Origin of the sequence: Stenotrophomonas sp. NPDC047960 (assembly GCF_043204395.1) — a bacterium.
Taxonomy (GTDB): domain Bacteria; phylum Pseudomonadota; class Gammaproteobacteria; order Xanthomonadales; family Xanthomonadaceae; genus Stenotrophomonas.
This window is the reverse complement of the sequence record NZ_JBIDBX010000003.1, coordinates 100,759-120,231: the sequence shown is the minus strand read 5'-3', so window position 1 is coordinate 120,231 and position 19,473 is coordinate 100,759. Positions and strand designations below refer to the sequence as shown.

The window sequence follows — 19,473 nt, the reverse complement described above, 5'->3', positions numbered from 1 at the left end:
CGAGGCCGCGCATGATCCGCCGCCTGCACGACACCAATGACCTGGTGCGCGCCTTCCCGCGCGTGCATTTCGTCGGCATCGGTGGCACCGGCATGAGCGGTATCGCCGAAGTGATGCTGACGCTGGGCTATGAAGTGTCCGGTTCGGACAACGCCGACAACGCCGCCACCCGCCGCCTCGCCGGGCTGGGTGCGCGCGTGATGCGCGGCCACTCGGCCGCCAACGTGCTGGGCACCGACTGCGTGGTGGTGTCCAGCGCGATCCGCGACGACAACCCGGAGCTGATGGAAGCGCGCAGCCAGCGGATTCCGATCATGCCGCGCGCGGCCATGCTGGCCGAGCTGATGCGCTTCCGTCGCGGCATCGCCGTGGCCGGCACCCATGGCAAGACCACGACCACCAGCCTGACCGCAGCGGTGCTAAGCGAAGGCGGGCTGGACCCGACGTTCGTGATCGGTGGCCAGCTGCTTGCGGCCGGTGCCAATGCCAAGCTCGGCAGTGGCCAGTGGCTGGTGGCCGAAGCCGATGAGAGCGATGGCAGTTTCCTGCGCCTGAACCCGCTGGTGTCGGTGATCACCAATATCGATGCGGATCATCTGGAGAACTACGGCAACGATTTCTCCCGCGTGCAGGCCGCCTTTGCCGAGTTCCTGCAGCGCCTGCCGTTCTACGGGCTGGCGGTGCTGTGCATCGACGACCCGGAAGTGGCCGCGCTGGCCGCGCAGACCCCGCGCCATGTCATGAGCTACGGCATGAGCCCCAATGCGGACGTGCGCGCCGAGGACGTGTTCCAGGACGGTCCGCGCATGCGCTTCACCCTGCGCCTGCCCGAAGGCAGCAGCTACCCGGTCACCCTGGCGCTGCCGGGCGCGCACAACGTGCTCAACGCGCTGGCCGCTGCTGCGGTGGGCTGGCAGCTGGGCGTGGCCCCGGATGCGATCGCGCGCGCGCTGGAAAGCTTTGCCGGCATCGGCCGCCGCTTCAATGACCTGGGCATCGTTACCACCCGCACCGGTGCCAAGGTGCGCGTGATCGACGACTACGGCCATCACCCCCGTGAGCTGGCGGCGGTGTTCGCCGCCGCGCGCGGCGGCTGGCCGTCGCAGCGCCTGGTGGTGGCCTTCCAGCCGCACCGGTACAGCCGTACCCGGGACCAGTTCGACGCCTTCGCCGCGGTGCTGTCCGAAGTGGATGCGCTGGTGCTGAGCGAGGTCTACCCGGCCGGTGAAGCGCCGATTCCCGGTGCCGATTCGCGCTCGCTGGCCCGCGCCATCCGCGCACGCGGCCGCAGTGAACCGGTCGTGGTCGGCCAGGCGGCGGAACTGCAGCACGTACTGCCCGATGTCCTGCAGGACGGCGACCTGCTGTTGATGATGGGCGCCGGTGACATCGGCCATGTCGCCCATCTGGTCGCCACCGATGGCTTCAACGAGGCACCCGCCGCATGAGCATGCTGACCTTCCCGCCGCTGCGCACCACCGACCCGGCCGTGTTCGGCCGCGTTGCCGTGCTGCTGGGCGGCACCTCCAGCGAACGCGAAGTCTCGCTGGATTCCGGCCGCAACGTGATCGAGGCCCTGCGCGCGCGTGGGGTCAACGCCACCGCGGTGGACGGCATTCCGGCGCTGGCGCTGGCGCTGGTGGAAAAGCGCTTCGATCGCGTCTTCAACATCCTGCACGGCCACAACGGCGGCGGTGAGGACGGCATCGTGCAGGGGCTGATGGAAGCCTTCGGCGTGCCGTATACCGGTTCGGACGTGCTCGGCTCGGCGTTGGGCATGGACAAGATCCGCACCAAACAGGTGTGGCTGTCGCTGGGCCTGCCCACCCCGCAGTACCGGAAGGTGGACAGCAGCAACGTCCACGCGCTCGCGGCCGAGCTCGGCCTTCCGGTGGTGGTCAAGCCGGCCAATGAAGGGTCCAGCGTCGGCATCAGCCGGGTCACCGACGAGGCCGGCCTGGATGAGGCCGTCGCGTTGGCGGCACGCTACGACGGCCAGCTGCTGATGGAGCAGATGGTGGTTGGCGATGAGCTGACCGTGGGCATCCTCGGCGATCAGGCGCTGCCGTCGATCCGCATCGTGCCCAAGGGCCAGTGGTACGACTACAACGCCAAGTACATCGCCGAAGACACCCAGTACCTCTGCCCGGGGCTGGAAGGCGACGACGAGGCGGAGATCCGCCGGATCGCGCTGGAAGCCTTCCGCGCCGCCGGCTGCCGGGGCTGGGGCCGCGTCGACGTGATGCGTGACCGCAACAGCGGCGCGTTCTACCTGCTCGAAGTAAACACCGCGCCGGGCATGACCAGCCATTCGCTGGTGCCCAAGGCGGCCGGCCAGGCCGGTATCGGCTTTGAAGAGCTGGTCTGGCGTGTGCTGGAGCAGACGTTGCCGGAAGGCTTCGGCACCACGGAGGCCTCCTACGCATGAACGCGGTGCTGCGCATCTTCGTCTGGTTGCTGGCCCTGTCGTTGGTAGCGCTGCCCGTGGTGGCGGTGCTCAACGGCTGGGTTGGTGCCGAACGCTGGCCGTTGGCCAAGCTGCGCGTGCACGGTGAATTCAAGCGGGTCCCGGCCGAGCAGCTGCAGCAGGTGGTGCTGCCGTATGCGAAGTCCGGCTTCTTCGCGGTAAAGCTGCAGGACGCGCAGGACGCCATCGAAAAGCTGCCCTGGGTGGAAAGCGCGCAGGTGCGCAAGCAATGGCCCGACGTGCTGGAAATCACCCTGGTCGAGCACAAGCCGTTCGCGCGCTGGGGCAAGGACAGGCTGCTGTCAGAGCAGGGCAAGCTGTTCGCCACCCCGCAGAAGCTGCAGGACCTGGCATTGCCGAACCTGGACGGTCCCGATACCCAGACCGAAGAAGTCGTGGCGCTCTACAACGATGCGCGCGCGCTGTTCGCCCCGGCTGGAGTCGATGTCACCCGGGTCAGCATGGATGCGCGCGGCAGCTGGTCGCTGCAGCTGAGCAATGGCACCGAAGTGGTGGTCGGCCGCGACGACGCGCGCTCGCGCCTGCAGCGCTTCGTGCGCGTGCTGCCGCAGCTGGCCAACCAACAGGCGCCGATCGAACGCGCTGACCTCCGCTATACCAATGGTTTCACGCTGAGCTGGGGTACCCCGGCCGCGGCCGCGCCGGCCACTGTGGCGCACAGCACGCAGGACAGGACATGAATCGCAAGGGTGACAAATCGCTGATCGTCGGGCTCGATATCGGCACCTCCAAAGTGGTGGCGCTGGTCGGCGAGTATTCGCCGGGCAACCCCATTGAAGTGATCGGCATCGGTTCGCATGAGTCGCGCGGGCTCAAGCGCGGTGTGGTGGTGGATATCGAATCGACCGTGCAGTCGATCCAGCGCGCGGTCGAAGAGGCCGAGCTGATGGCGGGCTGCGAGATCCGCTCGGTGTATGCCTCCATTTCCGGCAATCACGTGCAGTGCAAGAACTCGCCGGGGATCGTGCCGATCCGCGACGGCGAAGTGACCTGGGGCGACCTGGACCGCGTGCTTGATGCCGCCAAGGCCGTGGCGATCCCGGCCGACCAGAAGATCCTGCACGCCATCCCGCGCGAATACGTGCTGGACGATTCGCAGGAAGGCATCCGCAACCCGGTCGGCATGACCGGGGTGCGCCTGGAGGTGCACGCGCACCTGGTGGTGTGCGCGCAGTCGGCCGCGGCCAACATCAGCAAGTGCGTGCAGCGCTGCGGCCTGCAGGTGGACGATCTGGTGCTCTCTTCGCTGGCCTCCAGCGTGGCCGTGCTGACCGCCGACGAGCGCGAGCTGGGCGTGGTGCTGGTCGACATGGGCGCCGGCACCACCGACCTGGCCGTGTTCGTGCAGGGCGCGATCTGCCACACCGCCTCGCTGCCGATCGCCGGCGACCACGTCACCAACGACATCGCGCACATGCTGCGCACGCCGACCCCGGAAGCCGAGCAGATCAAGGTGCGATACGCCTGCGCCCTGGCCCAGCTGGCCACCGCCGAGGAAAGCATCCAGGTGCCCAGCGTCGGCGACCGTCCGCCGCGCCGCATGCCGCGCCACGCGCTGGCGCAGGCGGTGCAGGGCCGTTACGAGGAAATCTTCGAGATGGTGCAGGCCGAACTGCGCCGTTCCGGCTTCGAGGAACTGGTGCGCGCCGGCATGGTGCTCACCGGCGGTGCCTCGAAGATGGAAGGCGTGGTCGAACTGGCCGAGGAAATGCTGCAGATGCCGGTACGCGTGGGCATTCCGCAGCACGTCACCGGACTGGGCGAGGTGGTCGGCAACCCGGTGCACGCCACTGGCGTGGGCCTGCTGCTGATGGGCAGCCAGATCGAACACCCGCGCCGCCCGTCGCTGCCCACCGGGCGCGCAGGCAGCATGTTCAACAAACTGAAAACCTGGTTCCGCGGCGAGTTCTGAAAGAGCTCGCTGCAGCCGACTGTCGGTCGGCTGGCGTCAAACCGGCCCCCGCCGGTGCAACAAAAGAGAAAAGCAACACACAACCCACACAGCCGCAACGGCAACATGCAGCGCGACGGCAGGACGCCAACACGCCCATGCCAACCAGAAGCGGATACAACGAGGACACGGACATGGCGCATTTCGAACTGATTGAGAAGATGGCACCCAATGCGGTGATCAAGGTGATCGGCGTGGGCGGCGGCGGCGGCAACGCCGTGGCGCACATGGTCAGCACCAGCGTGGACGGCGTGGAATTCATCACCGCCAACACCGACTCGCAGGCCATCAAGAATTGCGGTGCCAAGCTGCAGCTGCAGCTGGGTACCAACGTCACCAAGGGCCTGGGCGCGGGCGCGAATCCGGAAGTGGGCCGCCAGGCCGCGCTGGAAGACCGCGAGCGCATCATGGACGCCCTGCAGGGTGCGGACATGGTGTTCATCACCGCCGGCATGGGCGGTGGCACCGGTACCGGCGCTGCACCGGTGGTGGCACAGCTGGCCAAGGAGATGGGCATCCTGACCGTGGCCGTGGTCACCAAGCCGTTCCCGTTCGAAGGCCGCCGCCGCATGCAGGTTGCGCTGAAGGGCATCGAGGAACTGAGCCAGCACTGCGACTCGCTGATCACCATCCCGAACGAGAAGCTGATCACCGTGCTGGGCCGCAACGCCACCATGATCCAGGCCTTCCGTGCCGCCAACGACGTCCTCCAGGGCGCCGTGCAGGGCATCGCCGACCTGATCGTGCGCCCGGGCCTGATCAATGTCGACTTCGCCGACGTGCGCACCGTCATGTCCGAAATGGGCCTGGCCATGATGGGTACCGGCACCGCCCGTGGCGATGACCGCGCCCAGGCCGCCGCCGAAGCCGCCATCCAGAACCCGCTGCTGGACGATGTGAACCTGGCCGGCGCCAACGGCATCCTGGTCAACATCACCGCCGGCGCCGACTTCACCATGGCCGAGTTCGACGAGATCGGCCGCACCATCGATGGCTTTGCTTCCGAAGACGCCACCGTGGTGGTCGGTACCGTGCTGGACCCGGACATGCAGGACGAAGTCCGCGTGACCGTGGTTGCCACCGGCCTGAACCGTGCCGTGGCCGCCAAGTCGCAGCGTCCGGGCGAACGCGCGCCGATCAAGCTGGTCCGCAACGCCACCACCGGCCAGCCGGAGTTCGGCGACTTCGACAACGGCGGCGACGCGGTGTCCAAGGCGGTCGGCGGCATGGGCCTCGGCCTGCGTCGTCCCAGCGCCGACACCGTGACCCCGTCCGCACCGTCGTCTTCGGGTCCGGCCGCGGCCGAACTGCCCAACGATTACCTGGACATCCCGGCGTTCCTGCGCCGCCAGGCGGACTGAGGAAAGCAGCCGGGGTCTTGTCCTCCCCGGTGAGCGCCTCCATGTCCCTTGCTGCCGGGCCAGGATAGGCCCGGCAGTCTGCCGCCTCCGGTTCAGAAAGGAGTCGCGGTAGTGCGTGTTATTCTTGTTTGTCACTGTCGCGCTGACCGCGCGCTACCCGGCCGGCCCCCATGATTCCGCAACGCACCCTCAAGAACACGATCCGCGCCACCGGCGTTGGCCTGCACAGCGGCGACAAGGTCTACATGACCCTGCGTCCGGCACCGGTCAACCATGGCATCGTGTTCCGGCGCGTGGACCTGGACCCGGTGGTGGAGGTGCCCGCACGTGCGGATCTGGTCACCGAGGTGACCCTGTGCACCGGGCTGACCTGCAACGACGCCAAGATCCAGACCGTCGAACACCTGATGTCGGCCCTGGCCGGCCTGGGTGTGGACAACATCATCGTGGAGCTGTCCTCGGCCGAGCTGCCGATCATGGACGGTTCCTCGGGCCCGTTCGTGTTCCTGCTGCAGTCGGCGGGCATCGCCGAACAGGACGCGCCCAAGCGTTTCATCCGTATTCTCAAGACCGTGGAAGTCACCGACGGCGACAAGGTCGCCCGCTTCGAGCCGTATGAAGGCTACAAGCTCGGTTTCACGATCCAGTTCGACCACCCGATGATCCCGGCCAAGCAGTCGCGCGCCGAGATCGAGTTCTCCACGGCGGCCTACACCAAGGAAATCTCCCGCGCGCGCACCTTCGGGTTCATGCGTGACCTGGAGTACATGCGCGAGCGCAATCTCGGTCTGGGCGGTTCGATGGACAATGCCATCGTGCTCGACGAATTCCGCGTGCTCAATGACGACGGCCTGCGGTACGCCGACGAATTCGTGCGGCACAAGATCCTCGACGCGATCGGTGACCTGTATCTGGCCGGCGGCCAGGTGCTGGGGGCGTACGAGGGCTTCAAATCCGGCCATGCGCTCAACAACAAGCTGGTGCGGGCCCTGCTGGCCGACGCCAGTGCCTGGGAGTGGGTGAGCTACGAGGCGCCCAGCAGCGAGGTTCCGGTGGTCTACGCCGCGCCTGCTTACGCCTAAGTCATTGAAATGAAACCAAAAGGAACGGCGCCTCGGGCGCCGTTCGGCGTTTCGGGGCATGGGCGTGGTGTGATGTTGATGTCAATGAACCGTGTACGTACTGCGTCACGGATTTGTGAACCCGATCCGGTTCTGAGCTGAATTTAACTTATTTTTAATAAAAGACTAACGACTGGACGGCCCGGCACGGCTACGATGGCCGCCGGCTCCCCACCCGATTCACGTGATCGTGACGACGGTAGGGAAGGGGCGGGATGCCCCGATGTCTTCAGGAGGTGGAAGAATCCACGTCCTTCAGACAGGCCAACGCGTCGCGTAGCCCTTTGTGCGTGGCGGCTGAAACTGCGTGGGGGCCATTCCTGTCATCGATCGCTGGGGAGCGTGGAGGAGCGGCAGCCGCAGTTTTGACGGTCACCTTGGTGACCTTCAGCCCGATGGACCGGGCCGCGTCGATCAACTGCGCCTCGGCAAGCCGCACTTTGGCGTGCCAGACAGGAGATTCGACGAGAAAAACGAGGTGTTCGCCGTTCACATTCGCCAACCGGCAACGGGCGGCCAGGGTGGGCGGCAAATGGGGGCGCAACTGACGGTCCAGCGCATCGAGCCACAGGGCACGACGCAGCGGATTGCCGGCTTTGTCGCCCATGACTGCATCCAGCGCCGGTTTCGGTGTTGAGGCAGGACGGGCACTGGATTTCGGCTCAGACATGAAAACTCACTGATGGCATTCAAAAAGATCGTAATCAAAACGCGTGAAGGACAGGCCAAGACGCCGCTGGCGCGTTTGCGTTTCTACTTCGAGGACAGGCCCCGCGCCCTGCTGGGCAGCGTACTTGGGCTGGGTTGCCTGATCGGCTTCGGTGCCGGTCTGGGTGGCAGCATGTTCAACGATTCCCGGCTCCACGCCAAGGTCGCCCAGCAGGAACGCGACCTGGCGCAGGCCCGCAAGGACGCCCAGACCCAGGTCAACGCCCTGGCCGCCCGCATGGGCGAGCTGCAGGCGCAGGCGACCCGGCTCAATGCGCTGGGCGAACGGCTCACCCAGATGGGCAAGCTGGAGGACGGCGAGTTCGACTTCAACGAGACCCCCGGCCTCGGTGAAGGCGAGCCTGGTCCGACCCAGGACATCCCGGCCAGCGCGGTCAACGCCGACTTACAGGTGCTGGAGCAGCGCTTCGCTGCTTCAGGCCGCCAGTTGTCGGTGATGGAATCGCTGATGTTCGACCACCAGCTGGAGCAGGACGCGGTGCCGGGTCGCATGCCGATCCGCAACAGCTACATCACCTCCGGCTTCGGTGGTCGCAACGACCCGTTCGGTCGCGGTCGCGGCAACCACAAGGGCATCGACTTCCACGCCAAGGTCGGCGACCCGGTCATGGCCGTGGCCGATGGCGTGGTCAGCTTCTCCGGGGTCAAGGGCGGCTATGGCAACGTGGTCGACGTGGACCATGGCAATGGCTACGTGACCCGCTACGCGCACAATTCGCGCCTGGTGGTGAAGGCTGGCGACCTGGTCCGCGCCGGGCAGGAAGTGGCCAAGGCCGGCTCCACCGGTCGTTCCACCGGTGCCCACGTCCACTTTGAAGTGTGGGAGCGCGGCAACGTGGTCAACCCGCGCAAGTTCCTCGGCGATGGCGGCAACACCCCGGTCGGGCGGGTTTCACGCGGCTGAGGGGCCATCTGGCCGATCGTGGGCGCTTGAAACCAAGTGCCCTCGTCCCAAGCTACAATGGGTGTTGCCATAGACAGGGCGCGATGCGCCCTGTTTCGTTTGCGGCGGGCGGCTCCCGAGGGAGCGTCGCCGTTGGGGCGTCTCATTCCAACCGGTTCCTTCAATGATCAACAGCCTGCTTACCCGCGTCTTTGGCAGTCGTAACGAACGCCAGCTGCGCCAGCTCAACCGCATCGTCGCCAAGATCAATGCGTTGGAGCCGGACATCGAAAAGCTCTCCGACGAGCAGCTCAAGGCCAAGACCCCGGAGTTCAAGCAGCGCATCGCCGACGGTGAAGCCCTGGACAAGGTGCTCCCGGAAGCCTTCGCGGTCTGCCGTGAAGCCAGCCGCCGCGTGCTCGGCATGCGCCACTACGACGTCCAGCTGATCGGCGGCATGGTGCTGCACCTGGGCAAGATCGCCGAAATGCGCACCGGTGAAGGCAAGACCCTGGTGGCCACGCTGCCGGTGTACCTGAACGCGCTGGAAGGCAAGGGCGTCCACGTGGTCACCGTGAACGACTACCTGGCCCGCCGCGACTCGGCGCAGATGGGCAAGCTGTACAACTGGCTGGGCATGAGCGTCGGCGTGGTCTACCCGGGCATGCCGCACAGCGACAAGCGCGAGGCGTATGCCAGCGACATCACCTACGGCACCAACAACGAATTCGGCTTCGACTACCTGCGCGACAACATGGCGCTGTCGCGGGCCGACCGTTACCAGCGTGGCCTGCATTACGCCATCGTCGACGAAGTCGACTCGATCCTGATCGACGAAGCGCGTACCCCGCTGATCATCTCCGGCCCGGCCGACGATTCCCCGGAGCTGTACATCCGCGTCAACCGCGTGGTGCCCAGCCTGATCCGCCAGGAAGCCGAAGAAGGCGAGGGCGATTTCTGGGTCGATGAGAAGGGCAAGCAGGTGCACCTGTCCGAAGCGGGCATGGAGCACGCCGAGCAGCTGCTGGTCGAAGCAGGCATCCTCAGCGCTGAAACCGAAGGCCTGTACGCGGCGCAGAACCTCACCGTGGTCCATCACCTCAATGCGGCCCTGCGCGCGCATGCCATCTACCAGCGCGATGTCGATTACATCGTGCGCGACGGCGAAGTGGTGATCGTGGACGAATTCACCGGCCGTACCCTGGCCGGCCGCCGCTGGTCCGACGGCCTGCACCAGGCGGTGGAAGCGAAGGAGGGCGTGCCGGTCCAGCGCGAGAACCAGACCCTGGCCAGCATCACCTTCCAGAACCTGTTCCGCATGTACAGGAAGCTGTCCGGCATGACCGGTACGGCCGACACCGAAGCCTACGAATTCCAGAGCATCTACGGCCTGGAAGTGGTGGTCATTCCGACCAACCGCCCGACCATCCGCAAGGACTCGCCGGACCAGGTGTTCCTCAACCGCAACGGCAAATTCAACGCGGTGCTGGCCGACATCCAGGAGTGCAACAAGCGCGGCCAGCCCGTGCTGGTGGGCACCACCTCGATCGAAACCTCGGAAATGCTGTCCGAGCACCTGCGCAAGGCCGGCGTGCACCACGAAGTGCTCAATGCCAAGCAGCATGACCGCGAAGCGACCATCATCGCCAACGCCGGCATGCCCGGTGCGGTGACCATCGCCACCAACATGGCCGGCCGTGGTACCGACATCGTGCTGGGTGGCTCGCTGGAAGCGCAGCTGCACGAGCTGGGCGACGACGCCACCGCAGAGCAGCGCGCCCAGGTCAAGGCCGACTGGCAGGCCCGCCACGACAAGGTGAAGGAAGCGGGCGGCCTGCACATCGTAGGCACCGAGCGCCACGAATCGCGCCGCATCGACAACCAGCTGCGCGGCCGTTCCGGCCGCCAGGGCGACCCGGGTTCGTCGCGCTTCTACCTGTCGCTGGAAGACAACCTGATGCGCATCTTCGCCTCGGACTGGGTCCAGAAGGCGATGCGCATGATGGGCATGAAGGAAGACGACGTCATCGAAGACCGCCTGGTCAGCCGCCAGATCGAGAAGGCGCAGCGCAAGGTGGAAGCGCACAACTTCGACATCCGCAAGAACCTGCTCGATTTCGATGACGTCAACAACGACCAGCGCAAGGTGATCTACGCACAGCGCGACGAGCTGCTGGACGCCGAGTCGGTGAAGGACAACGTCGACGGCATCCGTGGCGATGTGATCTACGACATCGTGGCCCGCTTCGTGCCGCCGAACTCGATCGACGAACAGTGGGACCTGCCGGGCCTGGAAGCCACCCTGGCCTCCGATCTGGGGGTGCAGATGGACGTCACCGGCCTGGTCAGGGAACACGAAGAGCTCGACGCCGAAGCCATCGCCAACAAGGTGCAGGCCCGCGTGGACGAGCACTTCGAGCAGAAGGAAACCGGCGTCGGCGAAGAGACCATGCGCGCGCTGGAGAAGCACGTCATGCTCACCGTGCTCGACCAGAGCTGGAAGGAGCACCTGGCCCGCATGGATTACCTGCGACAGGGCATCTACCTGCGCGGCTACGCGCAGAAGCAGCCCAAGCAGGAATACAAGAAGGAAGCGTTCGAGCTATTCTCGGAAATGCTGGAGAACGTCAAGCGCGAAGTGGTGACCCTGCTGTCGCGCGTGCGCATCCGCAGCGAAGAAGAAGTGGCGGCGCTGGAAGCAGCCGAACGCCAGCAGGCCGAAGCGCGCCTGCTGCAGTCGCAGTTCCAGCACCAGAACGTGGGCGGCTACGGCGCCGATGAGGAAGCCGCGGACGTGGAAGCCGAGCGCAACGGCGTGGGCCAGTTCACCCGCGAAGAACCCAAGGTCGGGCGCAACGACCCGTGCCCCTGCGGCAGTGGCAAGAAGTACAAGCACTGCCACGGCCAGCTGAGCTGATCAAAGAGAACCCCGCGAAAGCGGGGTTTTTTCTTGCCGGCGCCGCCTGCGATATTTCGGACGCTGTTCAACGCGGCAGCGCATTGCGCTGGCTACAGTCATCTCCGGGTACAACTTTTGAAACCTGGAGGTAGGTGTGGGCCAATTTCAGCGTAGTGCTGCGATAGCTGCGGTGCTGTTCACAGCGATGCCGATACCGAAGGTGGCGGCCGAGGGATCTGGTACGAAGCAGGCGATTGCCGCTTGTTGCCTTGGGGACGACAATACGTCGCAGCTCAAGGGCATCGGCTTGGGCCAGGAAAATCCTTCGGCTGCCAATCTGAGTGTGGACCCGAGGTGGCGGGTCTATGGATTTGCGCGCGACGGTATCTCCTACTACCAGGTCAATGACGCTGCGGGTCGCGTCCAGTTGATCATCGGAACCTTGGACGGCGTGTTCTGGGCATTGCCAGCCGGCGAGACGTCCAGCCAAGTGGTGCTGCCGCCACAGCGCGCGGCGGTAATCGACGCCATGGATCGGTCCGAGGTCTACCAACACCCCACATTTACACTCGTGCGCTATCGAAACGGCGGGGCCACGGTGTGGTCGGTCGAGCATCCAGGGACGGGCCGTTGAACGACGGGGGAGTCCACGAGGACCATGCGAATACGATTGTGGCGGCACTGAACGGTGCCGCCGTAGGCGAGCGCCCGACCAGAAAGCCGATCGATTGCCAAGGCTCGGGTCGCTTCGGAAAGGCGATGGCGTGGGTCAAGAAGCGCCACAACCACAACGATGCCTTCGCGGCCTCCCGCGCGGCCGCAACGAGCACTGACGCGAATCCGTGAGGATTCATTCTGCAGCAACAGAGAAACTGCCTCGGTGAGGGTGCGGTACGTGGCCAGCTGCAGCGGGACTGTCAGCCGGCACGGATCGCCTACAAGTCGCGGTTGCGCGATGCTTCCCGTGTTCGACCATGCCTCGCTGATTCCGCCGACCTGGAGGGCAAGATACAGACCAACATGCTCCAGTGCTGTCGGGTAGACCATGCTGGCCTGCTCGCGGAACTTGAGCGAGTAGAGACTGGAGGTCCGGATCAGGCTGCTGGCAATCTCGTCATGGCCCTGGCGTTTAAGCCAGTCGGCTGTTTCACTGAGGTAGGCGTCAATGCCGTCGCCGATCCTGTTGATCTCCTGCGCGCGGTGCCGCAGATCATTTTCACCCGTCAGGTGCGATGTCTTGGTCAGGGATATTACCTGTCTGCTATGCCAGTCTCGCGTCCTGTAGCGATGGTAGTAGTGACTGATGGTCGAACCCAGGGCAAACAGCGCAGACCCTGCGACGGCCAGGATCACCTGGACGGTGAACGTTTCAGAGTCGAAGGACCAGGCGCGACCAGTGGTCGGCATGCTCAGTCCGACGATGAGGTTCAGCAGCGGGACGCCGAGCACAGCGCCGCGCCAGCCGTACAGGCACGTCAGCAGGATGGCCGGGAGTGCCATCATCAGCTGCAAACTGGGTCGTAGTCCCTCGTACGCCACCGGAAGCTGCGTCGCAGAAAGTCCAAGGGCGAGCATCAGCAGGAGCAACCCTGCGGTCGCAATGGGAAGGCGCGGATTCTGGTTCAGGGGCTGGCGCTGCCGTTGCAGCCACAGCAGTGCCAGTGGAGCCACGGTCAGAATGCCGATGAAGTTTCCAGGGATCTGATGTGCTGCCCTCGTTGGGAGGGGGATGCTGGAAGCTACCGGCCAAAGCAGCTGGGCAGTGCCAATGTTGATCAATGCGGCGGCCATGGAGGTCGTTGCGGCAAGCAGGAGCAGCCTTGCGCCTGGGGCCTCGGGAAGCAGGTTTCGATGAAGCCGGACGATCAACGCAACAGTCGGCATCAGAAGGGCCGAGCTGATGATGGCCCACGCCGTGCCGTACTTTTCAAGCAAGGGATACCGAACCTGCGCAAGGTGGGCATATTCTCCGAGGATCAGATAAGGCCAGAGTCTGGTCGGGAAAAGTAGTAGTGCGGCAATCCGAATGCCCGCCAGCAGGTTGAACTGATCAACGGATATCTGGCGCGCGGCCAGGCAGGCCAGTGCATACAGTGCGGCGAGCAGTAACCCATCTGGGTAGATGCGCATCTGAAACTTCAACTGAAGTCCATTCTTCCACCAGTTCACCAGCACATCTCGCCTCCTGTTCAGTGCACGACGACATCAGCGGAGACGTGTCTTCGCTCGTCGGTGCGGGGAAGGTATCGGCGGTGGCGAAGGGGTGCAATCCGGTCGGCGAACTTTCAGAATGGGCTGATTTTCGCGTTCTGCTCTCGAAGTGTGGTGGCTATCACCAGGGCGATAGGATGCAATGCCGAACCGGGTGTCGAATGCGGCTTCTCATGCTGGGTTTCAGAGCGTTTGACGTACTGAGCCACTTGGCGTAATCGGCCCGCCACGTGTAGCGATTCAATGTGTCCACTTCGGATCATGCGTTGCATCATCCCGAACGCTGTGCGATCGCATGGCGGTGCGGTTCTGTGACCGGCTTCTCTTATGCAGATCTTTCAGAAAAACCTGACACAGATGCGTGGCGCATCCCCACGCGAGAGTCAGATGCGACCCACGGGTGGAATCACGACAGCACGTTAACGTGTTCAGCGCTGTCGCGAATGCGTTGCGTTCGGGGCAGACTCGACGCGCATTGCGCTCCGCAGGCTGCGGCAGCGTCGCGTTTCCCCTGAGTCGCCATCCATGGAGTTTCATGAACAGGATTTATCGCCTGGTGTACAACCGCACCACCGGCCTGATGCAGGTCGCATCCGAACTCGCCACGTCCCCCACTTCCCCGTCTCGGGCCACCGACAACCGTCGCCGGCGTTCGCCGCTGAGCGCGGCCATGCTGGTTGCGCTTGGCCTGTCGGCCGCATCGTTGCCCACCGCCTTCGCGGCGGTGTATGACTTCAATGCGCCGGACATCGTCAATGATTCGCGTGCGTACGTGGATGGCTTCCGCGTCGGGCCCAATGGCCAGGTGCAGGTCGACGTCCGCGCCGGTGGCAGGATCACCTCCAACGGCCTGGTGTCGGTGGGCACGTCGGTAGGCAGCGACGGCAAACTGTACTTCACCGGGCCGACCTCGACACTGACCGTGAACAGCGCATCGGTGCGCGTGGGTGATGCAGGCAACGGCGAGCTGCGCCTGAGCGACGGCGCTGCAGCCACCGTTTCCGGCGGCACCGTGTCGTTCGGATTCGGGGCCGATGGCTTTGGCATCGGGCGGGTGGAGGGTGCAGGCTCCTCGCTCAGCGCACGCCAGCTGCTGGTGGGTCGCGAAGGAGCGGGTCTGCTCGACATCGTCAATGGCGGTCGCGTTGAAGTGACCCAGCCATGGCCGCTGGCGGGTACATCCTTCGGCATGAGCGTCGGCACTGAAGCGGGTGGCATGGGCGTGGTCAACGTAAAAACCGGCGGCGAGCTGGTCGTCACCGACAATGAGCTCCGGGTTGGCGAAGCCGGGACGGGCACGCTCAACATCGACAATGGCACTGTCAGTGTCGGTCGCAACCTCGTGCTCGGCGCTGCCAAGAACGCAGAAGGCACGGTAAACGTGCGCAATGGCGGTAAGGTCAACGCACAGCTGCTCAGTGTTGGCGCTGCGCAGGACTCTGGCGGCACGCTGCTGGTGACGGGCATCGGTTCCACCGTTGCCGCCGATGTACTGCGCGTTTCCGCAAATGGCAACGGCAAGCTGCGCGTTGAAGACGGCGCCGTCGTTGCGGTCACCGGCAACGTCACCGCCGAGGATGAGCAGGGCCTGCCGAGCAGGCACGCGCGCACCGGCCGCATCGAGGTGTCCGGCGCCGGCTCGGTGCTGAGCGGCGACCGCGTGATGACGAGCACGCATCTGCTGGTCGACAACGGTGGCCAGATCCAGTCCAACAGCGCCCGCATCAAGGACTCCTACAGCAGCACTGGGACCGCAACCCTCACCGGTACCGGCAGCCGCTGGACCAACCAGGGTGAGATGGACATCCGCACCGGCGTGGACGTGCTGGATGGTGCGGTGATCACTACCGATACGCTGCTGGTTTCCGGCGGCAGCAACTCGATGACGCTCAAGCTTGAGCGCGTGGATGAGCAGGTCCGTGTGAGCGGGGCCGGCTCGGCCATCGAGGCGGCCGGCGACATCATCGTGGGCAGCCACCTCGTCGGCGAACCGTCGGGCTACCTGACCGTGTCCAACGGCGGGCGCATCGCGGCGGGCGGTGACCTGGTGCTGGGCACCACAGGCTTCATTACCGTCGGCGGTGGGATGGCCGGCTGGCCCAACGGCGTGGAAACCTGGGCCGCGGCCGAAGCCGCTGGCGAACTGGGCAGTGCTGACATTGTCATGCAGTCGTCGTCGGGCGGTCTGGTGTTCAACCATACCGGGGACATCGCGCTCGCCAATACGCTGCGCAGCGAAAACCCCGACAGTGGCATGGTCAAGAACATTGCAGGCACCACCACGTTGAACGGTGACCTGACCGACTTCGGCGGCACCATCGCCGTCAACGGTGGCACGCTGCGCATCAACGGCGACATGTACACCGGCCAGAACCTGGTGGGCAGCAGCACGGCGCCGACGCAGCAGATCCACATCGCCGGTGGCACCCTGATTCTCAATGGCAGCGCCGGCTTCAACCAGACCATCAACTACGGCACCAGCACCGACGTGCAGCGCAGCGCCATCGTGACGGTAGGCAGGGGCGGCATGCTGGCGGGCAACGCGACGGTGGGCGAAACCGATGTGTACAACGGTGGCGTGCTGTCGCCGGGCGATGGCGGCGTGGGCACGATCACCATCGATGGCGACCTGTACATCAACACCGGCGGGCTGGTCCCGGCCAGCGTCGCACAGAAGGCCTTCTATGACGTGGACCTGCTCGGCAACGGCAAGGCCGACTTCGTCAAGGTGACCGGCAACGCATACGTTGGCCGCACGTCGGGACTCGACGGCAGCAGCGGCGACACCGGCGTGCGCGTGACCGGGCTTGACCCGCTGGCCAGCTACCAGAACGGCCAGACCTACGTAATCCTCAACGCGGCAGAGGGCCTCAAGGGTGGCTTCGACGATGTCATCTCCAACTCCGCCTTCCTCACTCCGACCCTGACCTACACCGGCAATGATGTCCTGTTGACCGTTGCGGTCAACAGCCCGGTGGCGCCGGTGGATCCTGTCGATCCGGTCACCCCGGTGGACCCGGTGACGCCGGTGGATCCGGTCACGCCCGTCGATCCCGGCTTCCCGGGCACCCCGGGCGTGACCCCGCCGATCGTGTTCGGCGCGGTGGCCGTCACCGGCAACCAGCGCGCCACCGCCGCGGCGCTCGATTCGCTGCAGCAGTCCGGCGACGCACTGGCCCTGTACAACGGCCTGCTGATGCTGGACGAGGCCGGTGCGCTGGTTGCCTTCGATGACCTCGGCGGCGAACTGCATGCCAGCAACCGTGCGCTGCTGCTGGATGACCGCTTCCTGCGTGAAGGCATCTCCCAGCGCCTGCGCCCGGCCCCGGACACCAAGCTCAACGGCTCCTCGGTGTGGGTGGCCGGCAGCGGCGCCTCCAAGCGCCAGGACAGCGACGGTAGCGCCTCGCGCACGCAGGAAACCCGCCAGGGCCTGATGGTGGGCTACGACTGGACCTTCGGCGACCGCTGGACTGTCGGCGTGGCCGGTGGCCCGGAATCGCTGCGCCAGCAGATCCACGACCGCAATGCGATCACCGAGGTCGACGCGGTGCACGGCGGTCTGTACGCCGGCTTCCGTGGCGAGCAGGCCTGGATCAACGGTGGCGCCAGCTATGCCGACTACGAGCTGGACACCCGTCGTGCGCTGGGTGCGGGCACGTCCTGGGAACAGACCCTGGACAGCCGCCATGACGCCCATGCGGTGCAGGCCTTTGCTGAAGGTGGCTGGGACTTCCAGCTCAGCGCGCTGACCCTGAGCCCGTACCTGGCCGTGGCCTACACCCGCCTGTCGAGCGAAGCCGCCACCGAAACCGGCGGCACCGCAGCCTTGTCGGTGTCCTCCAGCAAGGACGAGGTCTGGACCACCACCGCCGGCATCCGCGCGGCGTGGGACATCAGCGGCGGCCAGACCGACGGTGCCCGCCTGGAGGCCGGCCTGGCCTGGCAGAACGCGGCCGGCGAACTGCGTGCCGACTCGCGCAACCGCTTCGTGGCCGGCAGTGACAGCTTCACCGTCAGCGGCCTGCCGCTGGCGCGCAACGTGGGCATTGCCGAACTGGGCGTCTCGCTGAACACCTCCGACAACAGCCGCCTGTCGATGTTCGCGCAGGGCCGTGCCGGCAATGGCCAGCGTGAACTGGGGGCCCAGCTGAACTGGAACGTGACGTTCTGACCGAACCCACCTCCTGATCCACCCGAAGGGCCCCGCACGGGGCCCTTCGTCTGTCCGGCATTGCGCATGCCCGGCCCGATTGGGCATTCTGGCCCCATGCCATCCCCCACACGATCGATCCACGTCGTGGCCGGCGTCATCACCGACGCCCGCGGCCGCATCCTGCTCAACCGCCGTACCGAGAACCGCGACATGGCCGGCCTGTGGGAATTCCCCGGCGGCAAGCGCGAAGCGGGCGAGAGCTCCGAACAGGCGCTGGTGCGTGAACTGCGCGAGGAACTGGGGATCGAGGCCGAAGTGGGCGACTGGATCATGGACGTGCCGCAGCTCTACCCGGACAAGCACCTGCGCCTCGAAGTGCGGCACATCCGCAGCTGGAAGGGCTCACCGCGCGGCCGCGAAGGCCAGGCCATCACCTGGGTGGCGCCGGACAAACTGTCGCGGTATTCGATGCCGCCGGCCGACCTGCCGGTGGTGGCCGCGCTGCGCCACCCGGACCGCTACCTGATCACCCCCGAGCCGGACGCCGACGAGGACGCCGCGCACCGGGACTGGTATGCACGTCTGGCGCGGGCGCTGGAGGCCGGCGTGCGCCGCGTGCAGCTGCGTACCCCGACCAGCCCGGCCCGCATCGCGTTGGCCGAGCAGGCCGTGGCCCGCCACCGCAGTGGCGTGCAGTGGCTGCTCAACCGCGATATCGAACTGGCCCGGCGGCTCGGGGTAGGCGTGCACCTGGGCGGCGAGCAGCTGCTGCAGCTGGAGGCGCGGCCATTGCCGGCCGACCAGCTGGTGGCCGCGTCCTGCCACGACCTGGCGCAGCTGCAGGCCGCGCAACGCCTGGGCTGCGATTTCGCTGTGCTTGGCCCGGTCCAGGCCACCGACAGCCACCCCGGCAGCACACCGATGGGCTGGGACGCCTTTGAGACCCTGCGCGCGCAGGTTTCGCTGCCGCTGTATGCGCTGGGCGGCCTGCACCCGGACGACATCACCCAGGCGCGCCGCCATGGCGCGCAGGGCATCGCCGCCATCCGCGCGTTGTGGCCTACAGCGTGATCCAGAAGCACCCATACTGACGGCGCAATCCAAACACCGTCCGCGCCGGCGTGGCCGACGTGCCCAACGTCTGCTCCAACCGCAGCCCGATCGGCCGCGCCCGGCGGGCCGACGGCGCTGCCCCTTCCACCGCCTCGACCAGGCTCGCGTTCGGGTCGATCGGCAGCGGTGGCGGCGCGTCTATCTCCGGGTACACCGGTGCGATGTCCAGCAGAGGCCGCTGCACCACCGATTCCAGGCGCCCGATGATCTGGTTGGCGGTGGCATTGGACACGTTGCCCCACAGGTAGATGGACGACAGCCGGTTGACGTCCTGCAGGCTCACCGCATCGCGGATCTGGGCGGTCAACTCGCTCAAGCGGCGCGCACACCCGGCGCGGTAGATGCCGGTGTTGCCCACCGAGTCACCGCGCGGCGGCATCCGCGCCGTAGCGCCCAGCGCATCGCAGCTGCGGTCGGTGAACACCGTTACCCCCTGCGCATTGGTGCAACGGTTCACACGCTGCGCCTGCGCCTGTGCCCACGGGGCCCAGCACAGCACGCACAGCGACAGCAGTAACGGAACGACCGGTCTCATCGCAGCAGGGTAGCGGCGTGCGCGTT

Annotated in this window: 13 protein-coding genes and 1 pseudogene; 11 read left to right on the top strand and 3 right to left on the bottom strand. The window is 66.1% G+C overall.

The genetic code is table 11. The annotated features are described in order from the left end of the window. Positions 1 to 11: 11 nt before the first annotated feature. From murC to lpxC, 6 genes and pseudogenes are all read left to right on the top strand, one after another. A complete protein-coding gene (murC, locus tag ACGFZ3_RS08550; protein WP_392919181.1) occupies positions 12 to 1,448 on the top strand; it encodes a UDP-N-acetylmuramate--L-alanine ligase in 1,437 nt (478 codons plus the stop codon). Further along, positions 1,445 to 2,428: a D-alanine--D-alanine ligase gene (locus tag ACGFZ3_RS08545; protein WP_392919179.1), complete on the top strand. Its 984-nt coding sequence runs from the start codon at positions 1,445 to 1,447 to the stop codon at positions 2,426 to 2,428. Before murC ends, ACGFZ3_RS08545 begins: the two co-directional genes overlap by 4 nt. Further along, positions 2,425 to 3,102, top strand: a pseudogene (locus ACGFZ3_RS08540) (cell division protein FtsQ/DivIB); the annotation flags it as partial. The gene ACGFZ3_RS08545 and the pseudogene ACGFZ3_RS08540, both read left to right, overlap by 4 nt. 62 nt (positions 3,103 to 3,164) lie before the next feature. After that, positions 3,165 to 4,400, top strand: a complete 1,236-nt coding sequence (gene ftsA, locus ACGFZ3_RS08535) for a cell division protein FtsA (RefSeq protein ID WP_068849240.1) — start codon at positions 3,165 to 3,167, stop codon at positions 4,398 to 4,400. A gap of 173 nt (positions 4,401 to 4,573) precedes the next feature. Then, entirely contained in the window at positions 4,574 to 5,800 is a 1,227-nt protein-coding gene (gene ftsZ / locus ACGFZ3_RS08530) for a cell division protein FtsZ (RefSeq protein WP_392919176.1), read from the top strand. A gap of 170 nt (positions 5,801 to 5,970) precedes the next feature. Next, positions 5,971 to 6,882, top strand: a complete 912-nt coding sequence (gene lpxC, locus ACGFZ3_RS08525; protein WP_392919173.1) for a UDP-3-O-acyl-N-acetylglucosamine deacetylase — start codon at positions 5,971 to 5,973, stop codon at positions 6,880 to 6,882. 268 nt (positions 6,883 to 7,150) lie between these two features. Here the strand turns inward: lpxC and ACGFZ3_RS08520 are convergent, their stop codons facing one another. Then, positions 7,151 to 7,591 (bottom strand): DUF721 domain-containing protein, encoded by a 441-nt coding sequence (locus tag ACGFZ3_RS08520; protein WP_392919170.1) that lies wholly within the window; start codon positions 7,589 to 7,591, stop codon positions 7,151 to 7,153. Between the two features lie 12 nt (positions 7,592 to 7,603). Here ACGFZ3_RS08520 and ACGFZ3_RS08515 point away from each other — a divergent pair, with 12 nt between their 5' ends. The 3 genes from ACGFZ3_RS08515 (at position 7,604) to ACGFZ3_RS08505 (ending at position 12,066) form a co-directional block, all read left to right on the top strand. Next, positions 7,604 to 8,554, top strand: a complete 951-nt coding sequence (locus ACGFZ3_RS08515; RefSeq protein ID WP_392919167.1) for a peptidoglycan DD-metalloendopeptidase family protein — start codon at positions 7,604 to 7,606, stop codon at positions 8,552 to 8,554. A 163-nt stretch (positions 8,555 to 8,717) separates the two neighbouring features. After that, positions 8,718 to 11,450: a preprotein translocase subunit SecA gene (gene secA, locus ACGFZ3_RS08510; protein ID WP_392919163.1), complete on the top strand. Its 2,733-nt coding sequence runs from the start codon at positions 8,718 to 8,720 to the stop codon at positions 11,448 to 11,450. Positions 11,451 to 11,586: 136 nt separating this feature from the next. Continuing rightward, positions 11,587 to 12,066 carry a hypothetical protein gene (locus ACGFZ3_RS08505; RefSeq protein WP_392919160.1) on the top strand — a complete coding sequence of 160 codons (480 nt, stop codon included), beginning with the start codon at positions 11,587 to 11,589 and terminating at the stop codon, positions 12,064 to 12,066. On the opposite strand, the gene ACGFZ3_RS08500 is transcribed toward ACGFZ3_RS08505, so the two are convergent. Further along, positions 12,009 to 13,607 carry an MASE1 domain-containing protein gene (locus ACGFZ3_RS08500; RefSeq protein WP_392919157.1) on the bottom strand — a complete coding sequence of 533 codons (1,599 nt, stop codon included), beginning with the start codon at positions 13,605 to 13,607 and terminating at the stop codon, positions 12,009 to 12,011. The two genes, ACGFZ3_RS08505 and ACGFZ3_RS08500, sit on opposite strands and share 58 nt — an antisense overlap. A 571-nt stretch (positions 13,608 to 14,178) precedes the next feature. On the opposite strand from ACGFZ3_RS08500, the gene ACGFZ3_RS08495 reads away from it, so the two are divergent. Together ACGFZ3_RS08495 and ACGFZ3_RS08490 are read left to right on the top strand one after the other, a co-directional pair. Further along, positions 14,179 to 17,817 (top strand): autotransporter domain-containing protein, encoded by a 3,639-nt coding sequence (locus ACGFZ3_RS08495; protein ID WP_392919154.1) that lies wholly within the window; start codon positions 14,179 to 14,181, stop codon positions 17,815 to 17,817. 96 nt (positions 17,818 to 17,913) lie between these two features. Further along, entirely contained in the window at positions 17,914 to 18,870 is a 957-nt protein-coding gene (locus ACGFZ3_RS08490) for a Nudix family hydrolase (protein ID WP_392919151.1), read from the top strand. On the opposite strand, the gene ACGFZ3_RS08485 is transcribed toward ACGFZ3_RS08490, so the two are convergent. Beyond that, entirely contained in the window at positions 18,860 to 19,447 is a 588-nt protein-coding gene (locus ACGFZ3_RS08485) for a DUF4124 domain-containing protein (RefSeq protein WP_392919148.1), read from the bottom strand. The two genes, ACGFZ3_RS08490 and ACGFZ3_RS08485, sit on opposite strands and share 11 nt — an antisense overlap. Positions 19,448 to 19,473 lie beyond the last annotated feature (26 nt).